This is a genomic window from Sporomusa sphaeroides DSM 2875, assembly GCF_001941975.2.
In the GTDB taxonomy this organism is placed as follows: Bacteria; Bacillota; Negativicutes; order Sporomusales; family Sporomusaceae; genus Sporomusa; species Sporomusa sphaeroides.
This window is the reverse complement of record NZ_CP146991.1, coordinates 4,017,235-4,034,467: the sequence shown is the minus strand read 5'-3', so window position 1 is coordinate 4,034,467 and position 17,233 is coordinate 4,017,235. Positions and strand designations below refer to the sequence as shown.

Sequence of the window (17,233 nt, the reverse complement as noted above, 5' to 3'; positions counted from 1 at the left end):
GTGATTGAAATGGAATGTTTTATCCCTGTGGTAGCAAGCTGTCCGCTATTTAAAGATATTGACACAGCGAATATCCAAAACATTTTGCAGGGCACAGCCTACAAAATCGGTAATTATAAAAAAAATCAATACATATTTAGAATGGATCAACCGATAGCCTATATCGGGATTATTTTGCGGGGAAGTGTTGAAGTTCAAAAGAATTTTCAGTCCGGCAAGGTCGTAAGTTTAATTTGTAAAGAAAAAGGCGATTTGTTTGCCGAAGGCGCCATTTTTTCCAAAATGCCGGCATATCCCTGTCAGGTGATAGCACGTGCTAACACGGATGTTATGTTATTGCCTAAACAAGATGTTATAACTGCTTTATCAAAGCACAAAGCCTTATTGGCAAACTTTTTGACACTTATGTCGGAAAAACTGGTTATGCTGAACCAGAAGATTGAACTGTTGTCTTATTGCTCTATTCAAAGCAAAATTGCGTATTCCTTATTGCATTGTATTTCAACAGACTGGGCCAGTAATGTTATTGAGCTGCCTTACACGCAAAAGGCATGGGCCGAGCATCTGAACGTATCCCGTCCGTCCCTTTGCCGGGAACTAAGGAATTTGTCACGTGAGAAAATACTTCATATAGATAAGCGGGTAATCACCATTTTGCAGCGTGATGCATTTGAGCTGTTGCTCAGCGAATAAGAACAATCGGCTTCTCGTTCAGCTAGAACTGCTAATAGTACATGAAAACAATAGTTGAAACTATTCCTTGACGGTTTGATTGTTTTACTCTATAATAACTTCTGCACCCCAAAACGGGTTGTACAACTGAACTTGCCGGAGTGACGTAATTGGCAGACGTAGCAGACTCAAAATCTGCCGGGGGCAACCCCGTGTCGGTTCGAGTCCGACCTCCGGCACCATCTAAGCAGAGAGCCCAAGAAGGCGAACTGAGAAGTGAAGACTGATTGGTGCGAATCGCTTAGTTCTGAGCGGTAGCGAAGAACATCCTTAATATAATTTACATTTCGGGGCGTGGCTCAGTTTGGTAGAGTACCTGGCTTGGGACCAGGGGGTCGCAGGTTCGAATCCTGCCGCTCCGACCAATTTGCAATTTTACTATTGACAAATTGATTATAGGCTGTTAATATTATAATTCCTTGCTGGGGCTATAGCTCAGTTGGTTAGAGCGCTACGTTGACATCGTAGAGGTCTCGTGTTCGAGTCACGATAGCCCCACCAAATCCAATAAAATACAGTTGACATAGTATGATGACTGTGGTAACCTATAAAAGTCGCCTTGAGCGGCGCTAAGGATTGCGGTTCCCTGAAAACTGAACAATGTAAGTAATGCATCATAAAATGCCAGATGTGCAAGTGGTTAAAAACCACGTCAATTAATAACGGTGCGGAAGTAGCTCAGCGGTAGAGCATCGCCTTGCCAAGGCGAGGGTCGCGAGTTCGAATCTCGTTTTCCGCTCCAAAAAGTAAATGAGCCATTAAACGGCTTCATAATAAATTTTATGGAGAGTTTGATCCTGGCTCAGGACGAACGCTGGCGGCGTGCCTAACACATGCAAGTCGAACGGAGTATTTAGCAATAGATACTTAGTGGCGAACGGGTGAGTAACGCGTAGACAACCTGCCTCTAAACTGGGGACAACACCGCGAAAGTGGTGCTAATACCGAATGTGGTAACTTGGCTGCATGGCTAAGTTAAGAAAGATGGCCTCTACATGTAAGCTATCGTTTAGAGATGGGTCTGCGTCTGATTAGCTAGTTGGTGAGGTAAAGGCTCACCAAGGCGACGATCAGTAGCCGGTCTGAGAGGATGAACGGCCACACTGGGACTGAGACACGGCCCAGACTCCTACGGGAGGCAGCAGTGGGGAATCTTCCGCAATGGACGAAAGTCTGACGGAGCAACGCCGCGTGAGTGAAGAAGGTCTTCGGATTGTAAAGCTCTGTCGTTTGGGACGAACGTGGATTGTGTGAATAATGCAATCTAATGACGGTACCAAAGGAGGAAGCCACGGCTAACTACGTGCCAGCAGCCGCGGTAATACGTAGGTGGCAAGCGTTGTCCGGAATTATTGGGCGTAAAGGGCGTGTAGGTGGATTCTTAAGTCGTGTGTCTAAGTGCGGTGCTCAACACCGTATGGGCGCAGGAAACTGGGAATCTTGAGTGCAGGAGAGGAAAGTGGAATTCCCAGTGTAGCGGTGAAATGCGTAGATATTGGGAGGAACACCAGTGGCGAAGGCGACTTTCTGGACTGTGTCTGACACTGAGGCGCGAAAGCCAGGGGAGCGAACGGGATTAGATACCCCGGTAGTCCTGGCCGTAAACGATGGGTACTAGGTGTAGAGGGTATCGACCCCTTCTGTGCCGGAGTTAACGCAATAAGTACCCCGCCTGGGGAGTACGGCCGCAAGGTTGAAACTCAAAGGAATTGACGGGGGCCCGCACAAGCGGTGGAGTATGTGGTTTAATTCGACGCAACGCGAAGAACCTTACCAGGGCTTGACATTGAGTGAAAGATCTAGAGATAGATCCCTCCCTTCGGGGACACAAAAACAGGTGGTGCATGGCTGTCGTCAGCTCGTGTCGTGAGATGTTGGGTTAAGTCCCGCAACGAGCGCAACCCTTATCCTTTGTTGCCAGCACGTAAAGGTGGGAACTCAAGGGAGACTGCCGCAGACAATGCGGAGGAAGGCGGGGATGACGTCAAGTCATCATGCCCCTTATGTCCTGGGCTACACACGTACTACAATGGGCTTAAACAAAGTGAAGCAAGACCGCGAGGTTGAGCCAAACACACAAACAAGCTCTCAGTTCGGATCGGAGGCTGCAACTCGCCTCCGTGAAGTCGGAATCGCTAGTAATCGCAGGTCAGCATACTGCGGTGAATACGTTCCCGGGCCTTGTACACACCGCCCGTCACACCACGAAAGTTGGCAACACCCGAAGCCGGTGGGGTAACCAGAAATGGAACTAGCCGTCTAAGGTGGGGTCGATGATTGGGGTGAAGTCGTAACAAGGTAGCCGTATCGGAAGGTGCGGCTGGATCACCTCCTTTCTAGGGAGAACTCGGGTATGAAACAAGACCCGGTATTCCAGGTCGGTACATTTGGCAAAGCATTACGATACTAGACGGAGCTTATGTGCTCGCTGTAGTATCACTTACATTGTTTAGTTTTGAGGGAATGCTAATTAGTAAAAGTTACTTGTTGAAATATACGAGTGACCATGCTAACATAGATATTCCTGAAAACACCATATCCAGTGACGATAGCTGTGGGGCTCCACCTGTTCCCATCCCGAACACAGTAGTTAAGCCCATAAACGCCGAAGGTACTTGGCTGGAAACGGCCTGGGAGATTAGGAAGTTGCTGGTTCAGGAACTAAAGTTACCATAACTTGCTTGTTGAAACAAACAAGTAATTATGATAACATAGATGTTCCGTTGTTCCTTGAAAACTGCACAGAAGAAAGCAAAGTTTAACCAACCTCTTATATGCAAATATGAGAAGTTCTTAAACGCGCAATTAGGATTTAACTGAAGGCAAAACGTAAGCAATTAACGGCTTAAACCAATTAAGTCAAGTTAGTAAGGGCATACGGTGGATGCCTAGGCGCCAAGAGCCGAAGAAGGACGCGGTAAGCTGCGAAAAGCTAGGATGAGCTGCAAGCAAGCTTTGACTCCTAGATTTCCGAATGGGGGAACCCGGCGGTGGTAATGCACCGTCACACTACTAAGGTAGTGAGGGCACCCGGGGAACTGAAACATCTAAGTACCCGGAGGAAAAGTAATCAAACGAGATTCCCTAAGTAGCGGCGAGCGAACGGGGAAGAGCCCAAACCAGAGAGCTTAGCTCTCTGGGGTTGAGGACTGACATAAATCAGAAAATATCTAGTCGAACTACCTGGAAAGGTAGGCCGCAGCAGGTAATAGCCCTGTAGGCGAAAGATTGCATCTGAGGGTCAGAATCCAGAGTACCACGGGACACGAGGAACCCTGTGGGAAGCAGGGGGGACCACCCTCCAAGGCAAAATACTCCTTGGCGACCGATAGCGCATAGTACCGTGAGGGAAAGGTGAAAAGCACCCCGGGAGGGGAGTGAAACAGAACCTGAAACCGTATGCCTACAAGCAGTCGAAGGCCCATATGAGGCTGACGGCGTGCCTATTGAAGAATGAACCGGCGAGTTACAGTAACTAGCGAGGTTAAGTGGAACACACGGAGCCGAAGCGAAAGCGAGTCTAAACAGGGCGACAGTTAGTTATTGTAGACCCGAAACCGCAGTGATCTATCCATGTCCAGGTTGAAGCGCAGGTAAAAATGCGTGGAGGACCGAACCCGTGAGCGTTGAAAAGCTTTGGGATGAGATGTGGATAGGGGTGAAATGCCAATCGAACGCGGAGATAGCTGGTTCTCCCCGAAATAGCTTTAGGGCTAGCCTCAGGTAATGAGTATAGACGGTAGAGCTCTGATAGGGCTAGGGGCCTTTTAGGTTACTGAACCTTGTCAAACTGCGAATGAATATACTTTAACCTGGGAGTCAGACTGCGAATGATAAGATCCGTAGTCAAGAGGGAAACAGCCCAGACCATCAGCTAAGGTCCCCAATGCCGTGCTAAGTGGCAAAGGATGTGGAATTTCCGAAACAACCAGGATGTTGGCTTAGAAGCAGCCACCATTTAAAGAGTGCGTAATAGCTCACTGGTCGAGAGATTGTGCGCCGAAGATGTCCGGGGCTAAAGCACGGAACCGAAGCTATGGCATGTCTAATGACATGGGTAGGGGAGCGTTCTTATCGGGTCGAAGCATGACCGTAAGGACATGTGGACTGATAAGAAGTGAGAATGCCGGTATGAGTAGCGAAAAGACAAGTGAGAATCTTGTCCACCGAAAGCCTAAGGATTTCTGAGGAAGGATCGTCCGCTCAGAGTAAGTCGGGACCTAAGCCGAGGCATAAAAGCGTAGGCGATGGACAACTGGTTAAAAATCCAGTACCACCTAGAGTCGTTTGAGTGATGGAGTGACACAGCAGGGTAGATGAGCGCGAGGATGGAAAGTCGCGTCTAAACTTGTAGGGTGCAGAGTAGGCAAATCCGCTCTGCGAAAAGCCTGAGGAGTGACGGAAAGCTGTTAGAAATAACGGTGAATTCATTGATCCCACACTGTCAAGAAAAGCTTCTAGCGAGATAATAGGTGCCCGTACCGTAAACCGACACAGGTAGGCGGGGAGAGAATCCTAAGGTGCGCGGGAGAACCCTCGTTAAGGAACTCGGCAAAATGTCCCCGTAACTTCGGGAAAAGGGGAGCTTGTAAACCGTGTAGATTCGAAACGATCGAAGCGGGAATGAGTTGCAAAAAAGAGGCCCAAGCGACTGTTTACCACAAACACAGGTGCCTGCTAAAGCGAAAGCTGACGTATAGGTGCTGACACCTGCCCGGTGCCGGAAGGTTAAGAGGAGAGGTCAGGTTGAGTCCGAAGCTTTGAATTGAAGCCCCGGTAAACGGCGGCCGTAACTATAACGGTCCTAAGGTAGCGAAATTCCTTGTCGGGTAAGTTCCGACCCGCACGAAAGGTGTAACGACTTGGGCACTGTCTCAACGAGGGACCCGGTGAAATTGAAATACCTGTGAAGATGCAGGTTACCCGCGACTGGACAGAAAGACCCCATGGAGCTTTACTGCAACCTGACATTGAGTTTTGGTAAATGATGTACAGGATAGGTGGGAGACAGGGAAGTTGGAACGCAAGTTTCAATGGAGTCGATGTTGGGATACCACCCTTTATTTACTGGAGTTCTAACCGTAATCGTAACGAGATTCGGGACAGTATCAGGCGGGCAGTTTGACTGGGGCGGTCGCCTCCGAAAGAGTAACGGAGGCGCCCAAAGGTTCCCTCAGCGCGGATGGAAATCGCGCGAAGAGTGTAAAGGCAGAAGGGAGCTTGACTGCAAGACCAACAAGTCGAGCAGGGACGAAAGTCGGGCTTAGTGATCCGGTGGTACCGAGTGGAAGGGCCATCGCTCAACGGATAAAAGCTACCCTGGGGATAACAGGCTAATCTCTCCCAAGAGTCCATATCGACGGGGAGGTTTGGCACCTCGATGTCGGCTCATCACATCCTGGGGCTGAAGTAGGTCCCAAGGGTTGGGCTGTTCGCCCATTAAAGTGGTACGTGAGCTGGGTTCAGAACGTCGTGAGACAGTTCGGTCCCTATCCATCGCGGGCGTAAGAGACTTGAAGGGAACTGCTCCTAGTACGAGAGGACCGGAGTGGACGAACCAATGGTGTACCAGTTATTCCGCCAGGAGTACAGCTGGGTAGCTACGTTCGGAAAGGATAAACGCTGAAAGCATCTAAGCGTGAAACCAGCCTTAAGATGAGGTCTGTCATTCGAAAGAAGTAAGGCCCCTTGTAGACGACAAGGTAGATAGGCCAGATGTGGAAGTGGAGCAATCCATGCAGCTGACTGGTACTAATAGGCCGAGGACTTGACTTAAACACCTCGTTTGCATGAAGTGCAAACATTAGATAGAACCTAATGCGCAGTCTTTCTTCTGTGAAGTTTTCAGGGAATGTGAAAAAGCCTGTACCTGTATAAGGTATGGGCTTTTTTTTGTTGTATAAGGAAGTTCCGCGCTCCGCTTGGAACTAAGCGATTCACACAAGTTCTAGCGTCGCGTTGCTCCTAATAACTTGGTTCTCTGCTTATGTGAAGTTTTCAGGGAATGTGAAATATGCCCGTACCTGTATAAGGTACGGGCATATTTTTGTTGTATAAGGAAGTTCCGCGCTCTGCTTGGAACTAAGCGATTTACACAAGTTCTAGCGTCGCTCTGCTCCTAATAACTTGGTTCACTGCTTATGTAACACAACACTGGTTAACAGAATAGAATAAAGCAGGAGGTGGGCAGGTGGACGAAAAAGTGTTAGACGAATTAAAGGAGAGCATCAAGAAGGAAATTAAGGAAGAGCTTAAAGCAGAGCTCAAAGAAGAGGTTTCCAGGATAAAAAAAGAACTCAAGGATGAAATCACAAATGTCGGATCAAAAATTGATGATAAAGTTGAGGAGGCGGCTGCTAAATATCAGGTGCCCAAATGGGTGGTCTGGCTATCAGGGGCTGTGGCCATAGGATTGGTGATCAAGCTCATAGTATAGGCGACTTTTTGTCGCCTACATAATAACGCTTGTTATATGGCGTACTATTAGACTATGGCAAGGAGTGATGGGATTGAATATGGAATTGAACGAGGGTAAAACAGCAGCGGCAAGGCTTACCGATACTTGGAAGCAAAAGTATTTACCGTTACTAATTATTTTCTTGCTAGGTGCCGGCCTTGGTGCCTGGGCTATGCACTCCTGGTATGTCTCCGGGCTGCGGGAGGCTCTGGCCAGCACCAAAGAACGCCTGAATTATACCGAACAACTTCTATATACCGAACAGCAAAAACCACCGGTAGTAAAAACCGAGACCAAAACAGTAACTGAATTGGCTTATGTACCAAAAGAAACTATTATATATAAGGACGCCGGAACAGGTCAGGAAATTGCCTCACTGGAAAAGACTGATATTGATATGCAGGTACAAGCACCCATCGTTTATCTGAAATACAATGGACAAAACGTTGAACTACAGGGAATTTCCGGTGAAACGAGCAAGTTTGAAAAGGGCAAGCTAATTGGTGAAATCAGTACGGCGGCTACCGTTGATGTAACAGACCTGGTTAATAAAGAGGTTGCGCTGCAGCGGGAAAGTGATAAACAAATTGTAGCAGCCAAGTTAAACGAAATTGCCGCAAGAAAATACCGTCCGCAGGTTGATTTGATTGGCGGTGCAGGTACGTTTGGGGCTGGGGTGCGTGTTAACCGGGTTGGTGCTGATTATTTAAAAATGTCTGACGACGAAAAGATTTTGTTGCGATATACAATCTGGAAATAGTTTTTAGCCACTGTCACCTGTTAAGGACCTAAGCAGGAAAATGTTTTTGTCAAGAGAATAAAGATATAGATTTTGAAGAAACAGGGGGGACAGTGATGGCATTGGACATTGGTAAAGAGTTTATGGAGAAAACTAAATACAAACATTTATCACCATCCGACCAGGAGCAAGGGCTGCCGCATCCGCCGGTAGAACTGGAGTTGGAGACTGCTGTTAGTATTATTGATTTGCCTGATCCCGGAAAGTATAAGGCCGATATAGCGCTTACTCAGGCCATTGTTCAGCGCGTTAGTGTGCGCAGATATGCTGCTACACCTGTCTCCTTATCCGAGCTTTCGTATTTGCTTTGGTGCACTCAGGGGGTAAAGTCGGTTGAACCGCATTTAGTCACCCTGCGGACAGTGCCGTCTGCAGGTGCCAGGCATGCCTTTGAAACCTATCTATTGGTAAATAACGTGGCAGGACTGGCACCTGGCTTGTACAAGTTTTTGGCAGTCGATCATCAGTTGGCCAAGCTTGCGTTTCCGGAGAATATTAGTACTGTCATTACCGATGCCTGCCTCAGGCAGCGGTTTGTTAAGACTAGCGCAGTCACTTTTATTTGGACGGCGGCTGCCTACCGGATGACTTACCGCTATGGGCAACGGGGATATCGCTATTTGCATCTTGATGCCGGACATGTCTGTCAAAACCTGTATTTGGCGGCAGAAACAACCGACTGCGGCGTGTGCGCGATTGCCGCTTTTGATGATGATCAGTTAAATCAGGCCCTCGGTCTTGACGGTGAAGCACAATTTGCCGTGTATGTGGCTGCTCTTGGCAAAAAGCCGTAATCATGCCGCTTAATGTCCCAAGAACTGCCGATAAGTATGTGGCAAAGCAAGCGGGAAAGAGGGGGACAGTGTGAAAGCATATCAAAATAAAGACACTAATCATTGTCAACTGGGCAAAGAAACTTTGTTAAAGATTTTAGATCATTCGCATGATGCGATTTTTGCTACAGACGGTAACGGGGTAACCATTTATGCCAATAGAGCCTGTGAGAAATATTACGGAATCAAACCAAGTGATGTAATTGGCAAAGATTCATGGCAATTTATGGAGAATGTTGGCTGCTATCCGCCTACTGCCCCGATTACCCTGCGTAGTACCAGGCAGAATACTTTGGAACAAACAACCCGGACCGGAGCAAAAATGCTGGTAACCAATACTCCTATCTATGATGCAGGCGGGAACATTGAGTTATTGGTGCAAAATTGCCGGGATGTGCGGGAGTTGGAAGATACTAAGCGGGATTTAGAGCAAACCAAGGAATTACTGGCGCGCATGCAAGATGAGGTTGTAGTATTAAGAAAGAAAGAACTGCAAAATGTTAAGCTTGTGGCTAACAGCAGCCAGATGAAAGATTTGATGCAATTGGTGGAAAGAGTGGCACCTGTGGATATTAATATCTTAATTCTGGGAGAGACAGGGACAGGCAAGAGTGCGCTGGCCAAGAATATCCACAGAATTAGTTCGCGTAAAGACGGGCCGTTTATTAGTATTAATTGTGCCGCCATTCCCGAAGAACTGATTGAGTCAGAACTGTTTGGCTATATGGGAGGGGCTTTTACCGGTGCTTTGCAAAAAGGCAAGAAGGGGCTCCTGGAACTGGCCGACGGGGGGACCTTGTTTTTAGATGAAATAGCGGAATTGCCGCTGCGCCTGCAGGGAAAGATTTTAGAGTTTATTCAGGAACGGCGCTTTATCCCTGTCGGCGGCCATCAGGTGAGAACGGCCGATTGCCGGATTATTTCAGCCACCAACAGAAACATCACAGAGATGATAGAAAACGGCACTTTTCGTGAAGATTTATATTATCGCCTTAATGTTATTGAAATGGAATTAAGACCGCTGCGAGAGCGTCGTGAGGATACTTTGGCGCTGATTTATTATTTTTTAAATCAGTTTAATAAAAAGTACAAAAAGGAACACCGTATATCGCCTGAGTGCCGGGATATATTGCTGGATTATGTGTGGCCGGGCAATATCCGGGAGCTGGAGAACATGATGGAACGCCTGGTCGTGGTTGTGGAGGATTCGGTCATTCATGTTGGACATTTGCCCAAGGTTTTCTCGGAGGCGTTTTCCAAAAAGATAAAGCTTATTGAAGAAAATGAGGTGCGGCTAAGCCAGTTGGATAGGGCGGTGGCCCAACTGGAACGTAATATGGTTGTGGAGGCATTTCGAAAATACGGCAGCTCCCGTAAGGTTGCGCACGCATTGAAGATAAGTCAGAGCAGGGCCCACCGGCTGATTGAAAAATATTGCAATAATGGTGATGCGATTGCGGATAGCCAGGAGCGCAGCGACTAAAAGTGAAGCGCAATTGAATCAGCCTTGTTTCGAATATGAATCACAATAACCGCTCAAAACCTTAATATGGAAATAATTTACTGGGGACTTATCTAAAATTTCCAAAAAGTAAAACAAATAAAATGCCAGAGAGGCTCTGCCTTTCTGGCATTTTATTTGTTTTATGAAAGCAATATTTCAAACATGCATTAAATGTGGCATGAGAAATGCATTATCTTGTTGGCAGGGAGAAGTTTTTAAATATTATCTAATAGGATGGAGGCAAGTACAATGAGTGATTTCAAAAAAGTAGCAGCAGCAGTATTTGAGGGTGATCCTGAAAGTGTGCAAAGTCTTACCCAGCAATTAATTGACAGTGGTGCAGCTCCTCTGGATATTGTCAATAACGGCCTGTTGGCAGGCATGGATATTGTGGCGCCCAAGTTTAAAGCCGGTGAAATGTTTATTCCTGAGGTTATGATGTCAGCTAAAGCGTTGGCAGAGGGCATGAAATTAGTAAAACCCCTGCTTTCGACAGATGATTCAGCAGGGGTGGCTACTTTTTTGATGGGTACGGTAAAAGGCGATTTACATGATATTGGCAAGAACCTGGTTGTCATGATTTTGGAAAGTGGCGGCTTTAATGTCGTCGACCTGGGGATTGATGTGTCGCCGGAGAAGTTCGTGGATGCCATCAAAGAGCATAGGCCTAAGATTGTGGGGATGTGCGCCTTGTTAACCACAACTATGATGGCGATGAAAGAAACCATTGAGCTAATTACAGAAGCCGGATTGCGTGATAATGTCAAGATTCTGGTTGGCGGTGCTCCTCTATATCCTGAGTTCGCTGAAAAGATCGGAGCTGACGGTTATTGCGTGGATGCCGTGGCTTGTAAGGAAATGGCGGCTGCCATGGTGGCAAATTAGCAGACTGGAGGAATGGCGTTGGTAATTGTAGGCGAATTAATTAATACCAGCCGCAAGGCTATTAGTGAAGCGGTAGATAACAAAAATGCTCAGGTTATCCAGCAGGTAGCGCTGGAACAGGTCGAAGCCGGCGCAACTTATATTGATGTTAACTGCGGCAACAAGGTTTTCGATGAGGTTGAGAATATGCGGTGGCTGGTAAATACCGTTCAGGAAGCCGTCAAAGTTCCTTTATGCATTGACAGCCCCAATCCGCTGGCGTTAGCAGCCGGTCTGGAGCTGGTAAAGTACGGAACACCGATGATCAACTCAATAACCGATGAAAGCTCCCGGTTTGAAGCCATAATACCGCTGGTACAAAAATACAAGGCAAAAATTGTGGCATTATGCATGGATGACACAGGCATGCCTGATACAGCAGCCGACCGTATACGGGTAGTAAAAAGCCTGCATGCAAAACTGACCGCCGCCGGGGTCAAGGATGATGACATCTACTTTGACCCCTTGGTTAAGCCGGTTAGCAGTGTGGGGACCGCCGGCGTGGAAGTGCTGGAAACCATAAAGCTGATCAAGGAGCAATATCCGCAAGTTCATTTTATGTGTGGCTTAAGCAATGTATCCTATGGGCTGCCAAACCGGAAATATTTAAACAGCTTGTTTGTAGCGCTAACCATGGCTGTGGGTATGGACGGCTATATTTTGAATCCGACAGATAAAAGCATGATGGGACTCATTTATGCCGCCAAAACCCTGTTAGGGCAGGATGAATACTGCATGGGCTACATTAAAGCCCATCGCAAGGGATTTTATTAAAGGCTGAGCTATTAAAGACTGAGGAGGAAATAACAATGCAAACCATGGAGTATTTAAAAACTAAACCGATTGCGGTACTTGGTGCCGGGGCGGTAGGCAAGGCGATTGCCGGTGATTGTGCTTTGGGGGGAGCTAAGGTCCGGCTATGTGATCTGCCGCCATTTGCCGAAAAAACATTATTCGGCGTCGAAAAAACTGGAATTAAATTTTTTGGTGATCAGCTGAATCTGTATGGGTTTGAACGGCACGGCCAGGCCAGGATGGACAAGGTTACCACCGATGTGGCCGAAGCGGTAAAAGGGGCAGGCTTAGTGGTTGTGGCAACACCTTGCGCCGGTCATAAGCCGTTTTTTGAGAAACTGATTCCGGCGTTGGAAGACGGCATGGTCATTCATATCTTTCCCGATAACTATGGCTCCCTGATTTTAAGAAAGATGATGCGGGAAGCCGGCTGCACGAAACAAGTGATAATCGGCGGCTGGTCCAGTTCAACCTATGGCAGTCGGGTGGAAATAAAGGGCGGCGTAATTTTACCGCAGATTCGTGTATATTACCGGGCTATTACCTTGCGCGGGGCTGCCATGCCGGCTTGTGACACCGACGCTTTCCTCGAAAGCGCAAAATATCTGCCGTCAATGGATGCGGTGACCCATGGACAAGGCGCTGTTGCCGGCGATACGGTTATGGATACCGGCTTTAGCAATGTTAATCCGGTGCTGCATTGTCCTGGCGCTATTTTAGGTGTGGGCGTTATGGAAAACTTCGGCGTAATTTTCGGTGAAGATAAATACAAATTCAGCATTTACTCCCATGCCTACTGCCCGTCCATTTCCGAAGTACAATATGCCTTCTACAAAGAAGAATGCGACTTGGCCGAAGCTATGGGGGTCGGTATTCAACCCTACCGCAAAGAACAGTTCTTCTCCCGGGAAAATGTGCTGGGAGCCGAATATATGGGAGAAGATTATGTGATTCCGTTTGACCAGCAAGACCCGATTCAATTTGGCACCGGCCCGTTCACTATGGAAAATAGATATATTACCGAAGATATTCCGGTAGGCTGCCATGTGTATCATGAGCTGGGCAAGAAATTCGGCGTCAAGACACCGGTTATTGATTCCATGATTAATCTGGCTTCGGCAATTCTGCAAAGGGATTTCTATCAAATGGGTTATACCCTGGATTATCTGGGTATCGGCCATATGAGCAAAGAAGAAATGAACGCTTACCTGCGTGAGGGCGTGTACCAGGCAAAATAGCAGGCCAGGTGTTACCAGTATGAAGAGGGAGTGAGGAACCAGATGGCTGTGCCAATTAGACGGAATATCGAATTTGCGGTGCTGAATCAGGAAAAGATTGATAAGCTTCATGAAAAAAGCATCTACTTAATGGAAAAAGTGGGGATGAAAATAACCGGGGAACGCGTTACAACCTTGCTGCTGGCTAATGGCGCGCAGTTGGGCGAGGACGGCCGTATCCGCATTCCGCGGGCTATGGTTGATCAGGCAATTCAGAGCGCGCCCAAGGAAATAACCCTCTACACACGTGACGGAGAACCGGCAATGGTAATCAATAGCGAGCACCAGGTATATTTCGGCACCCATTCAGACCAGTTGGAGCTTGTCGACCCTGTTACCAATACTGTACGCCAGTTTCTCAAAAAAGACATTAAAACCATGTGTAAGGTGGCCGACTATCTGCCCAATATCTTCTTTGTCCTGTCGGTGGGCATGACGGCAGATGTTGACCCGAAGGTGCAAAGCCAAAGCACCTTTATTGAAACCGTGAAAAACTTCAGTAAAACCATTAATTTTTCCACAAACGATATTCAAGCATTGCAGGAGATCATTGATATTGCTGCCGATGTCGCCGGTGGTCTGGACAAATTGCAGGCAAAACCGTTTATCTTCAATTACTGCGAACCCATACCGCCCTTGACCCATCCGCTGGAAAGCACTGAAAAAATATACATCAGTGCAAAAAACCGTATCCCCTTTGTGTATATGCCTTATTGCATGATGGGGGGGACATCGCCGATGAGCAAGGTGGCGACCTTGGCACAGTGCAATGCCGAGGCTCTGACCGGGTTAGTTATCACGCAATTGGTTAGTGAAGGCGCTCCCTTTATCTATGGTGCCATGCCGTCTGTTTTTGATATGAGAACAAGTATCGGCAGTTATGCGGCGCCGGAGTTCCATCTGAATATTGCCGCCATGGCCGATTTGGTAGCCTATTACGGCTTGCCTTTCTACGGCACGGCAGGCTGCTCTGACGCTAAAGTCATTGATGAGCAGGCGGTCGCGGAAGCCACCTTTGAAATTTTCTCCACCATGTTAAGCAAGGCCAATCTCATTCATGATGTGGGGGTAATGGATCATTGCAAGAGTGTTTCCCCGGAACTGGTGGTTTTGGCCAATGAAATCATCGAAGGCTTAAAGCATTATACCGCCGGTATCGATGTGGCGGAGGATGAGTTCGCCCTTGACGTCATTGAAAAGGTAGGCCCGGGCGGGCATTATCTGACAGAAGTGCATACCAATAAAAATTTCCGCAAAATATGGTATCCCAGCCTGTTCAGCCGGAAGATGAATAATGAAGACTTCTCGGAAGTAAGCCGCAAGATTAAGGATAAAATTGCAGACATTCTGGAAAATCACGAAGTTCCTAAGCTTGATGCCGCTGTATTGGCAAAACTGGAAAAGTGGGAACAAAAGCTCGGTTTGTAAGTTTTATCCCATGATTGTTCTGTGCTAAAACTCCCATCTTTTACAGGTGGGAGTTACAACGGCACAGGCCAGCTCCTAAGTCCCCGGGTTAGGGCGGCTAACCTGCGGCAGGGGGAAAAACACCTGCCGCCAGGGTGGCTTTACCTTTGCAGGATAATGGACAATTGTTAAGAAGTTAAGTAAAGGAGGTAGTCGGTAATGATCTTCTGGCAAAATCGTGATAGTAGGATTAATTATATTAAAGTCCGCAAAAACCATGTTTGCTATGGCATGGGTTTAGGGATTATCGTGCTCAATGACGCATATCCCGGTTTTCCCGGCGATGTGCGCAATGCCAGCGCTTTTCCGTATCCGATACAGTATGAGATTGCCGAAGGGGTAACCAATAAGACCCTAGTGTATGATAAGAATCCGAATCAATGCCGGGATGCGGTAATTGCTGCCGCCAGAAAACTGGAACAGATGGGCTGCAGGGCCATCGCAGCAGAGTGTGGTTATTTTGCCTTTTTCCAAAAAGCTGTGGCTGCCGTTGTGGATGTACCGGTATTTATGTCAAGTTTATTACAAGTGCCTTTTATTCAGCAGGTTATTGGCCCCCAGAAATTTGTCGGCATAATCTGCGCCCAAAAACAGTTTTTAAGTGAAGAGCATCTGAAAAATGTCGGCATTACGCCGGGAAGCAACTATATAATAGCCGGAGCTCAGGATGAATATGGCTGCACAGAATTTGATAACCTGTGGAATCCGCTCAAACGGCCTGAATATCCGGAAGCCTATTATGATAAAACCGAACAGCAGATGGTTAATGCAGCCAGAGCCTTTGTTGCGGCAAATCCCCGGATTGGCGCAATTATGCTGGAATGCACAGGTATGCAGCCTTTTGCCCGGGCGATTCAAGGTGCAGTCGATTTGCCGGTATTTAGCTGGGGAACACTTTTGGATTATGCGTTTTCGGTAGTGGCCCACCGCGATTATTATGGGCATGTCTGATATGTTCGTCTGAATTGTTGAAACATGTGGGCCGAAACAGTCAGAGGCAGTGGCCCTAAATAGAAAAATAGTCAGAATATAACAACAATAACTCATGGTCGCTGCTATTGGCCTTCAAGAAAAGTAAGTGTAATATGCGAGGAGGTTATGTAATGGATACAAGTAAGGTAATAAAGTTTGATGATGTTCCCTTAAGTAAATTCCATGTAAAAATGACAGGCATTACCTTTGCAGCCCATTTTACCGATGGTTTCTCTCTCGGGGTTATTGGTATCGCGCTTACGGTTATTACGCCTCAAATGGGACTGTCCCCGTTTTGGCAGGGACTTATTGGCAGTTCGGCTTTGCTTGGCTTGTTTTTAGGAAGCCTGATTCTGGGATGGGTTTCGGATTATTACGGACGCAAGAAAATCTTTATGTTCAATTTTGTGCTGATTGCTATTGCCACTGCGCTGCAGTTTTTTGTGCAAACCCCGGAGCAGTTGTTTATTTTGAGAATTATCATTGGCATTGGGCTTGGCGGAGACTATAGTGTCGGTCATACGATGTTAGCCGAATTTTTACCGCGTAAGCATCGCGGCGCGATATTGGGTTCGTTCAGTGTTATTTGGACCTTTGGCTATGTGCTGGCAAGCTTTGTCGGGATGTTCCTGCATAGTACGCTGGGAGACTCGTGGCGCTGGCTGCTGGTATCGGCATTTCCGCTGGCGCTGTTTGTCCTCATTTACCGGATGGGAAGCCCTGAATCACCCAGGTGGCTATTACGGCAGGGACGTACAGAAGAAGCCATGGCAGTTGTTAAGAAGTATCTGGGAGATAATGTTGTCCTTGATGACGAAAAGACAGAACAACAAATGGGTACATTCAGTGACTTGTTCAGCAAAAAACTAATTACCCGCACACTGTTTAATTGTATCTTTTTCATGTGCCTGGTTATTCCTTACTTCGCTATTTACACCTTCCTGCCTGATATTCTAAAAATAATGGGCTTAGCTGAAAATTTCACCACCAACATGCTGCTAAACGCTTTGCTGATCCTTGGTGCGCTGTTGGGGATCTGGTGGACAATAAAATTCACACGCCGTGGCTTTCTCATCAATTCCTTCATCTTTTTATCCATTGCCCTGTTTACGTTAGGCATGCTGCCAGATAGTTCCAAAATGCTGATGGTCATTACCTTTGCCGCCTTTACGCTGGTTATGTCGGCGGTATCCAATTTAGTCGGGGTTTTCCCGGCAGAGAGCTTTCCCACAGATGTCCGTTCTTCCGGCGTGGGGTTGGCTACTGCCGCCAGCCGGCTGGGAGCAGCGGTGGGAACCTTTTTACTGCCGATGAGTATTGCGAATCTGGGAATGACCTATACCCTCCTCTGGCTTACCGGTACGCTGGTGGTTGGCACACTTGTCTCGATTGCCTGGGCACCGGAAACCAAATCCCTGACACTGAGTGAGGCCAGCAGCATAAATAAAGCAGGCTAATCACGGTAGCTATATC

Annotated in this window: 11 protein-coding genes, 4 tRNA genes and 3 rRNA genes; all 18 read left to right on the top strand. The window is 47.4% G+C overall.

The annotated features are described in order from the left end of the window. The first annotated feature begins 9 nt into the window (after positions 1-9). The 18 genes from SPSPH_RS18710 to SPSPH_RS18625 all read left to right on the top strand — a co-directional run bounded on the left by SPSPH_RS18710 (position 10) and on the right by SPSPH_RS18625 (position 17,217). Entirely contained in the window at positions 10-693 is a 684-nt protein-coding gene (locus SPSPH_RS18710; RefSeq protein WP_083945740.1) for a Crp/Fnr family transcriptional regulator, read from the top strand. A 134-nt stretch (positions 694-827) separates the two neighbouring features. Further along, positions 828-914: transfer RNA gene (locus SPSPH_RS18705), tRNA-Leu, on the top strand. Positions 915-1,020: 106 nt separating this feature from the next. Next, positions 1,021-1,097, top strand: a tRNA-Pro gene (locus tag SPSPH_RS18700). Between the two features lie 59 nt (positions 1,098-1,156). Further along, positions 1,157-1,233, top strand: a tRNA-Val gene (locus SPSPH_RS18695). Between the two features lie 166 nt (positions 1,234-1,399). Next, positions 1,400-1,474 (top strand) — tRNA-Gly (locus SPSPH_RS18690). Positions 1,475-1,511: 37 nt separating this feature from the next. After that, positions 1,512-3,068, top strand: a 16S ribosomal RNA gene (locus SPSPH_RS18685). A gap of 202 nt (positions 3,069-3,270) precedes the next feature. Next, positions 3,271-3,387 (top strand): 5S ribosomal RNA (rrf, locus tag SPSPH_RS18680). A gap of 202 nt (positions 3,388-3,589) precedes the next feature. Next, a 23S ribosomal RNA gene (locus SPSPH_RS18675) occupies positions 3,590-6,507 on the top strand. Together the 16S, 23S and 5S rRNA genes with 4 tRNA genes alongside form the textbook arrangement of a ribosomal RNA operon. A gap of 415 nt (positions 6,508-6,922) precedes the next feature. After that, positions 6,923-7,168: a hypothetical protein gene (locus tag SPSPH_RS18670; protein ID WP_075757948.1), complete on the top strand. Its 246-nt coding sequence runs from the start codon at positions 6,923-6,925 to the stop codon at positions 7,166-7,168. A 73-nt stretch (positions 7,169-7,241) separates the two neighbouring features. After that, a complete protein-coding gene (locus SPSPH_RS18665; RefSeq protein ID WP_075757947.1) occupies positions 7,242-7,949 on the top strand; it encodes a hypothetical protein in 708 nt (235 codons plus the stop codon). A 95-nt stretch (positions 7,950-8,044) separates the two neighbouring features. After that, positions 8,045-8,782, top strand: coding sequence for a SagB/ThcOx family dehydrogenase (locus SPSPH_RS18660; RefSeq protein WP_075757946.1), 738 nt, complete (start codon positions 8,045-8,047; stop codon positions 8,780-8,782). Positions 8,783-8,852: 70 nt separating this feature from the next. Continuing rightward, complete coding sequence (locus SPSPH_RS18655; protein WP_075757945.1) at positions 8,853-10,304, top strand: sigma-54 interaction domain-containing protein; 1,452 nt, start codon at positions 8,853-8,855, stop codon at positions 10,302-10,304. Between the two features lie 270 nt (positions 10,305-10,574). Next, positions 10,575-11,210 (top strand): corrinoid protein, encoded by a 636-nt coding sequence (locus SPSPH_RS18650; protein ID WP_075757944.1) that lies wholly within the window; start codon positions 10,575-10,577, stop codon positions 11,208-11,210. A gap of 12 nt (positions 11,211-11,222) precedes the next feature. Further along, positions 11,223-12,023, top strand: a complete 801-nt coding sequence (locus SPSPH_RS18645) for a methyltetrahydrofolate cobalamin methyltransferase (RefSeq protein ID WP_223226034.1) — start codon at positions 11,223-11,225, stop codon at positions 12,021-12,023. Positions 12,024-12,058: 35 nt separating this feature from the next. Continuing rightward, entirely contained in the window at positions 12,059-13,282 is a 1,224-nt protein-coding gene (locus SPSPH_RS18640; RefSeq protein ID WP_075757942.1) for an NAD/NADP octopine/nopaline dehydrogenase family protein, read from the top strand. A 42-nt stretch (positions 13,283-13,324) separates the two neighbouring features. Continuing rightward, the gene (locus SPSPH_RS18635; RefSeq protein WP_075757941.1) at positions 13,325-14,749 is read left to right on the top strand and encodes a trimethylamine methyltransferase family protein; all 1,425 of its coding nucleotides are present in this window, start codon (positions 13,325-13,327) and stop codon (positions 14,747-14,749) included. Between the two features lie 198 nt (positions 14,750-14,947). Beyond that, entirely contained in the window at positions 14,948-15,739 is a 792-nt protein-coding gene (locus tag SPSPH_RS18630) for an aspartate/glutamate racemase family protein (protein WP_075757940.1), read from the top strand. Between the two features lie 152 nt (positions 15,740-15,891). Next, positions 15,892-17,217, top strand: a complete 1,326-nt coding sequence (locus tag SPSPH_RS18625; protein ID WP_075757939.1) for an MFS transporter — start codon at positions 15,892-15,894, stop codon at positions 17,215-17,217. Positions 17,218-17,233 lie beyond the last annotated feature (16 nt).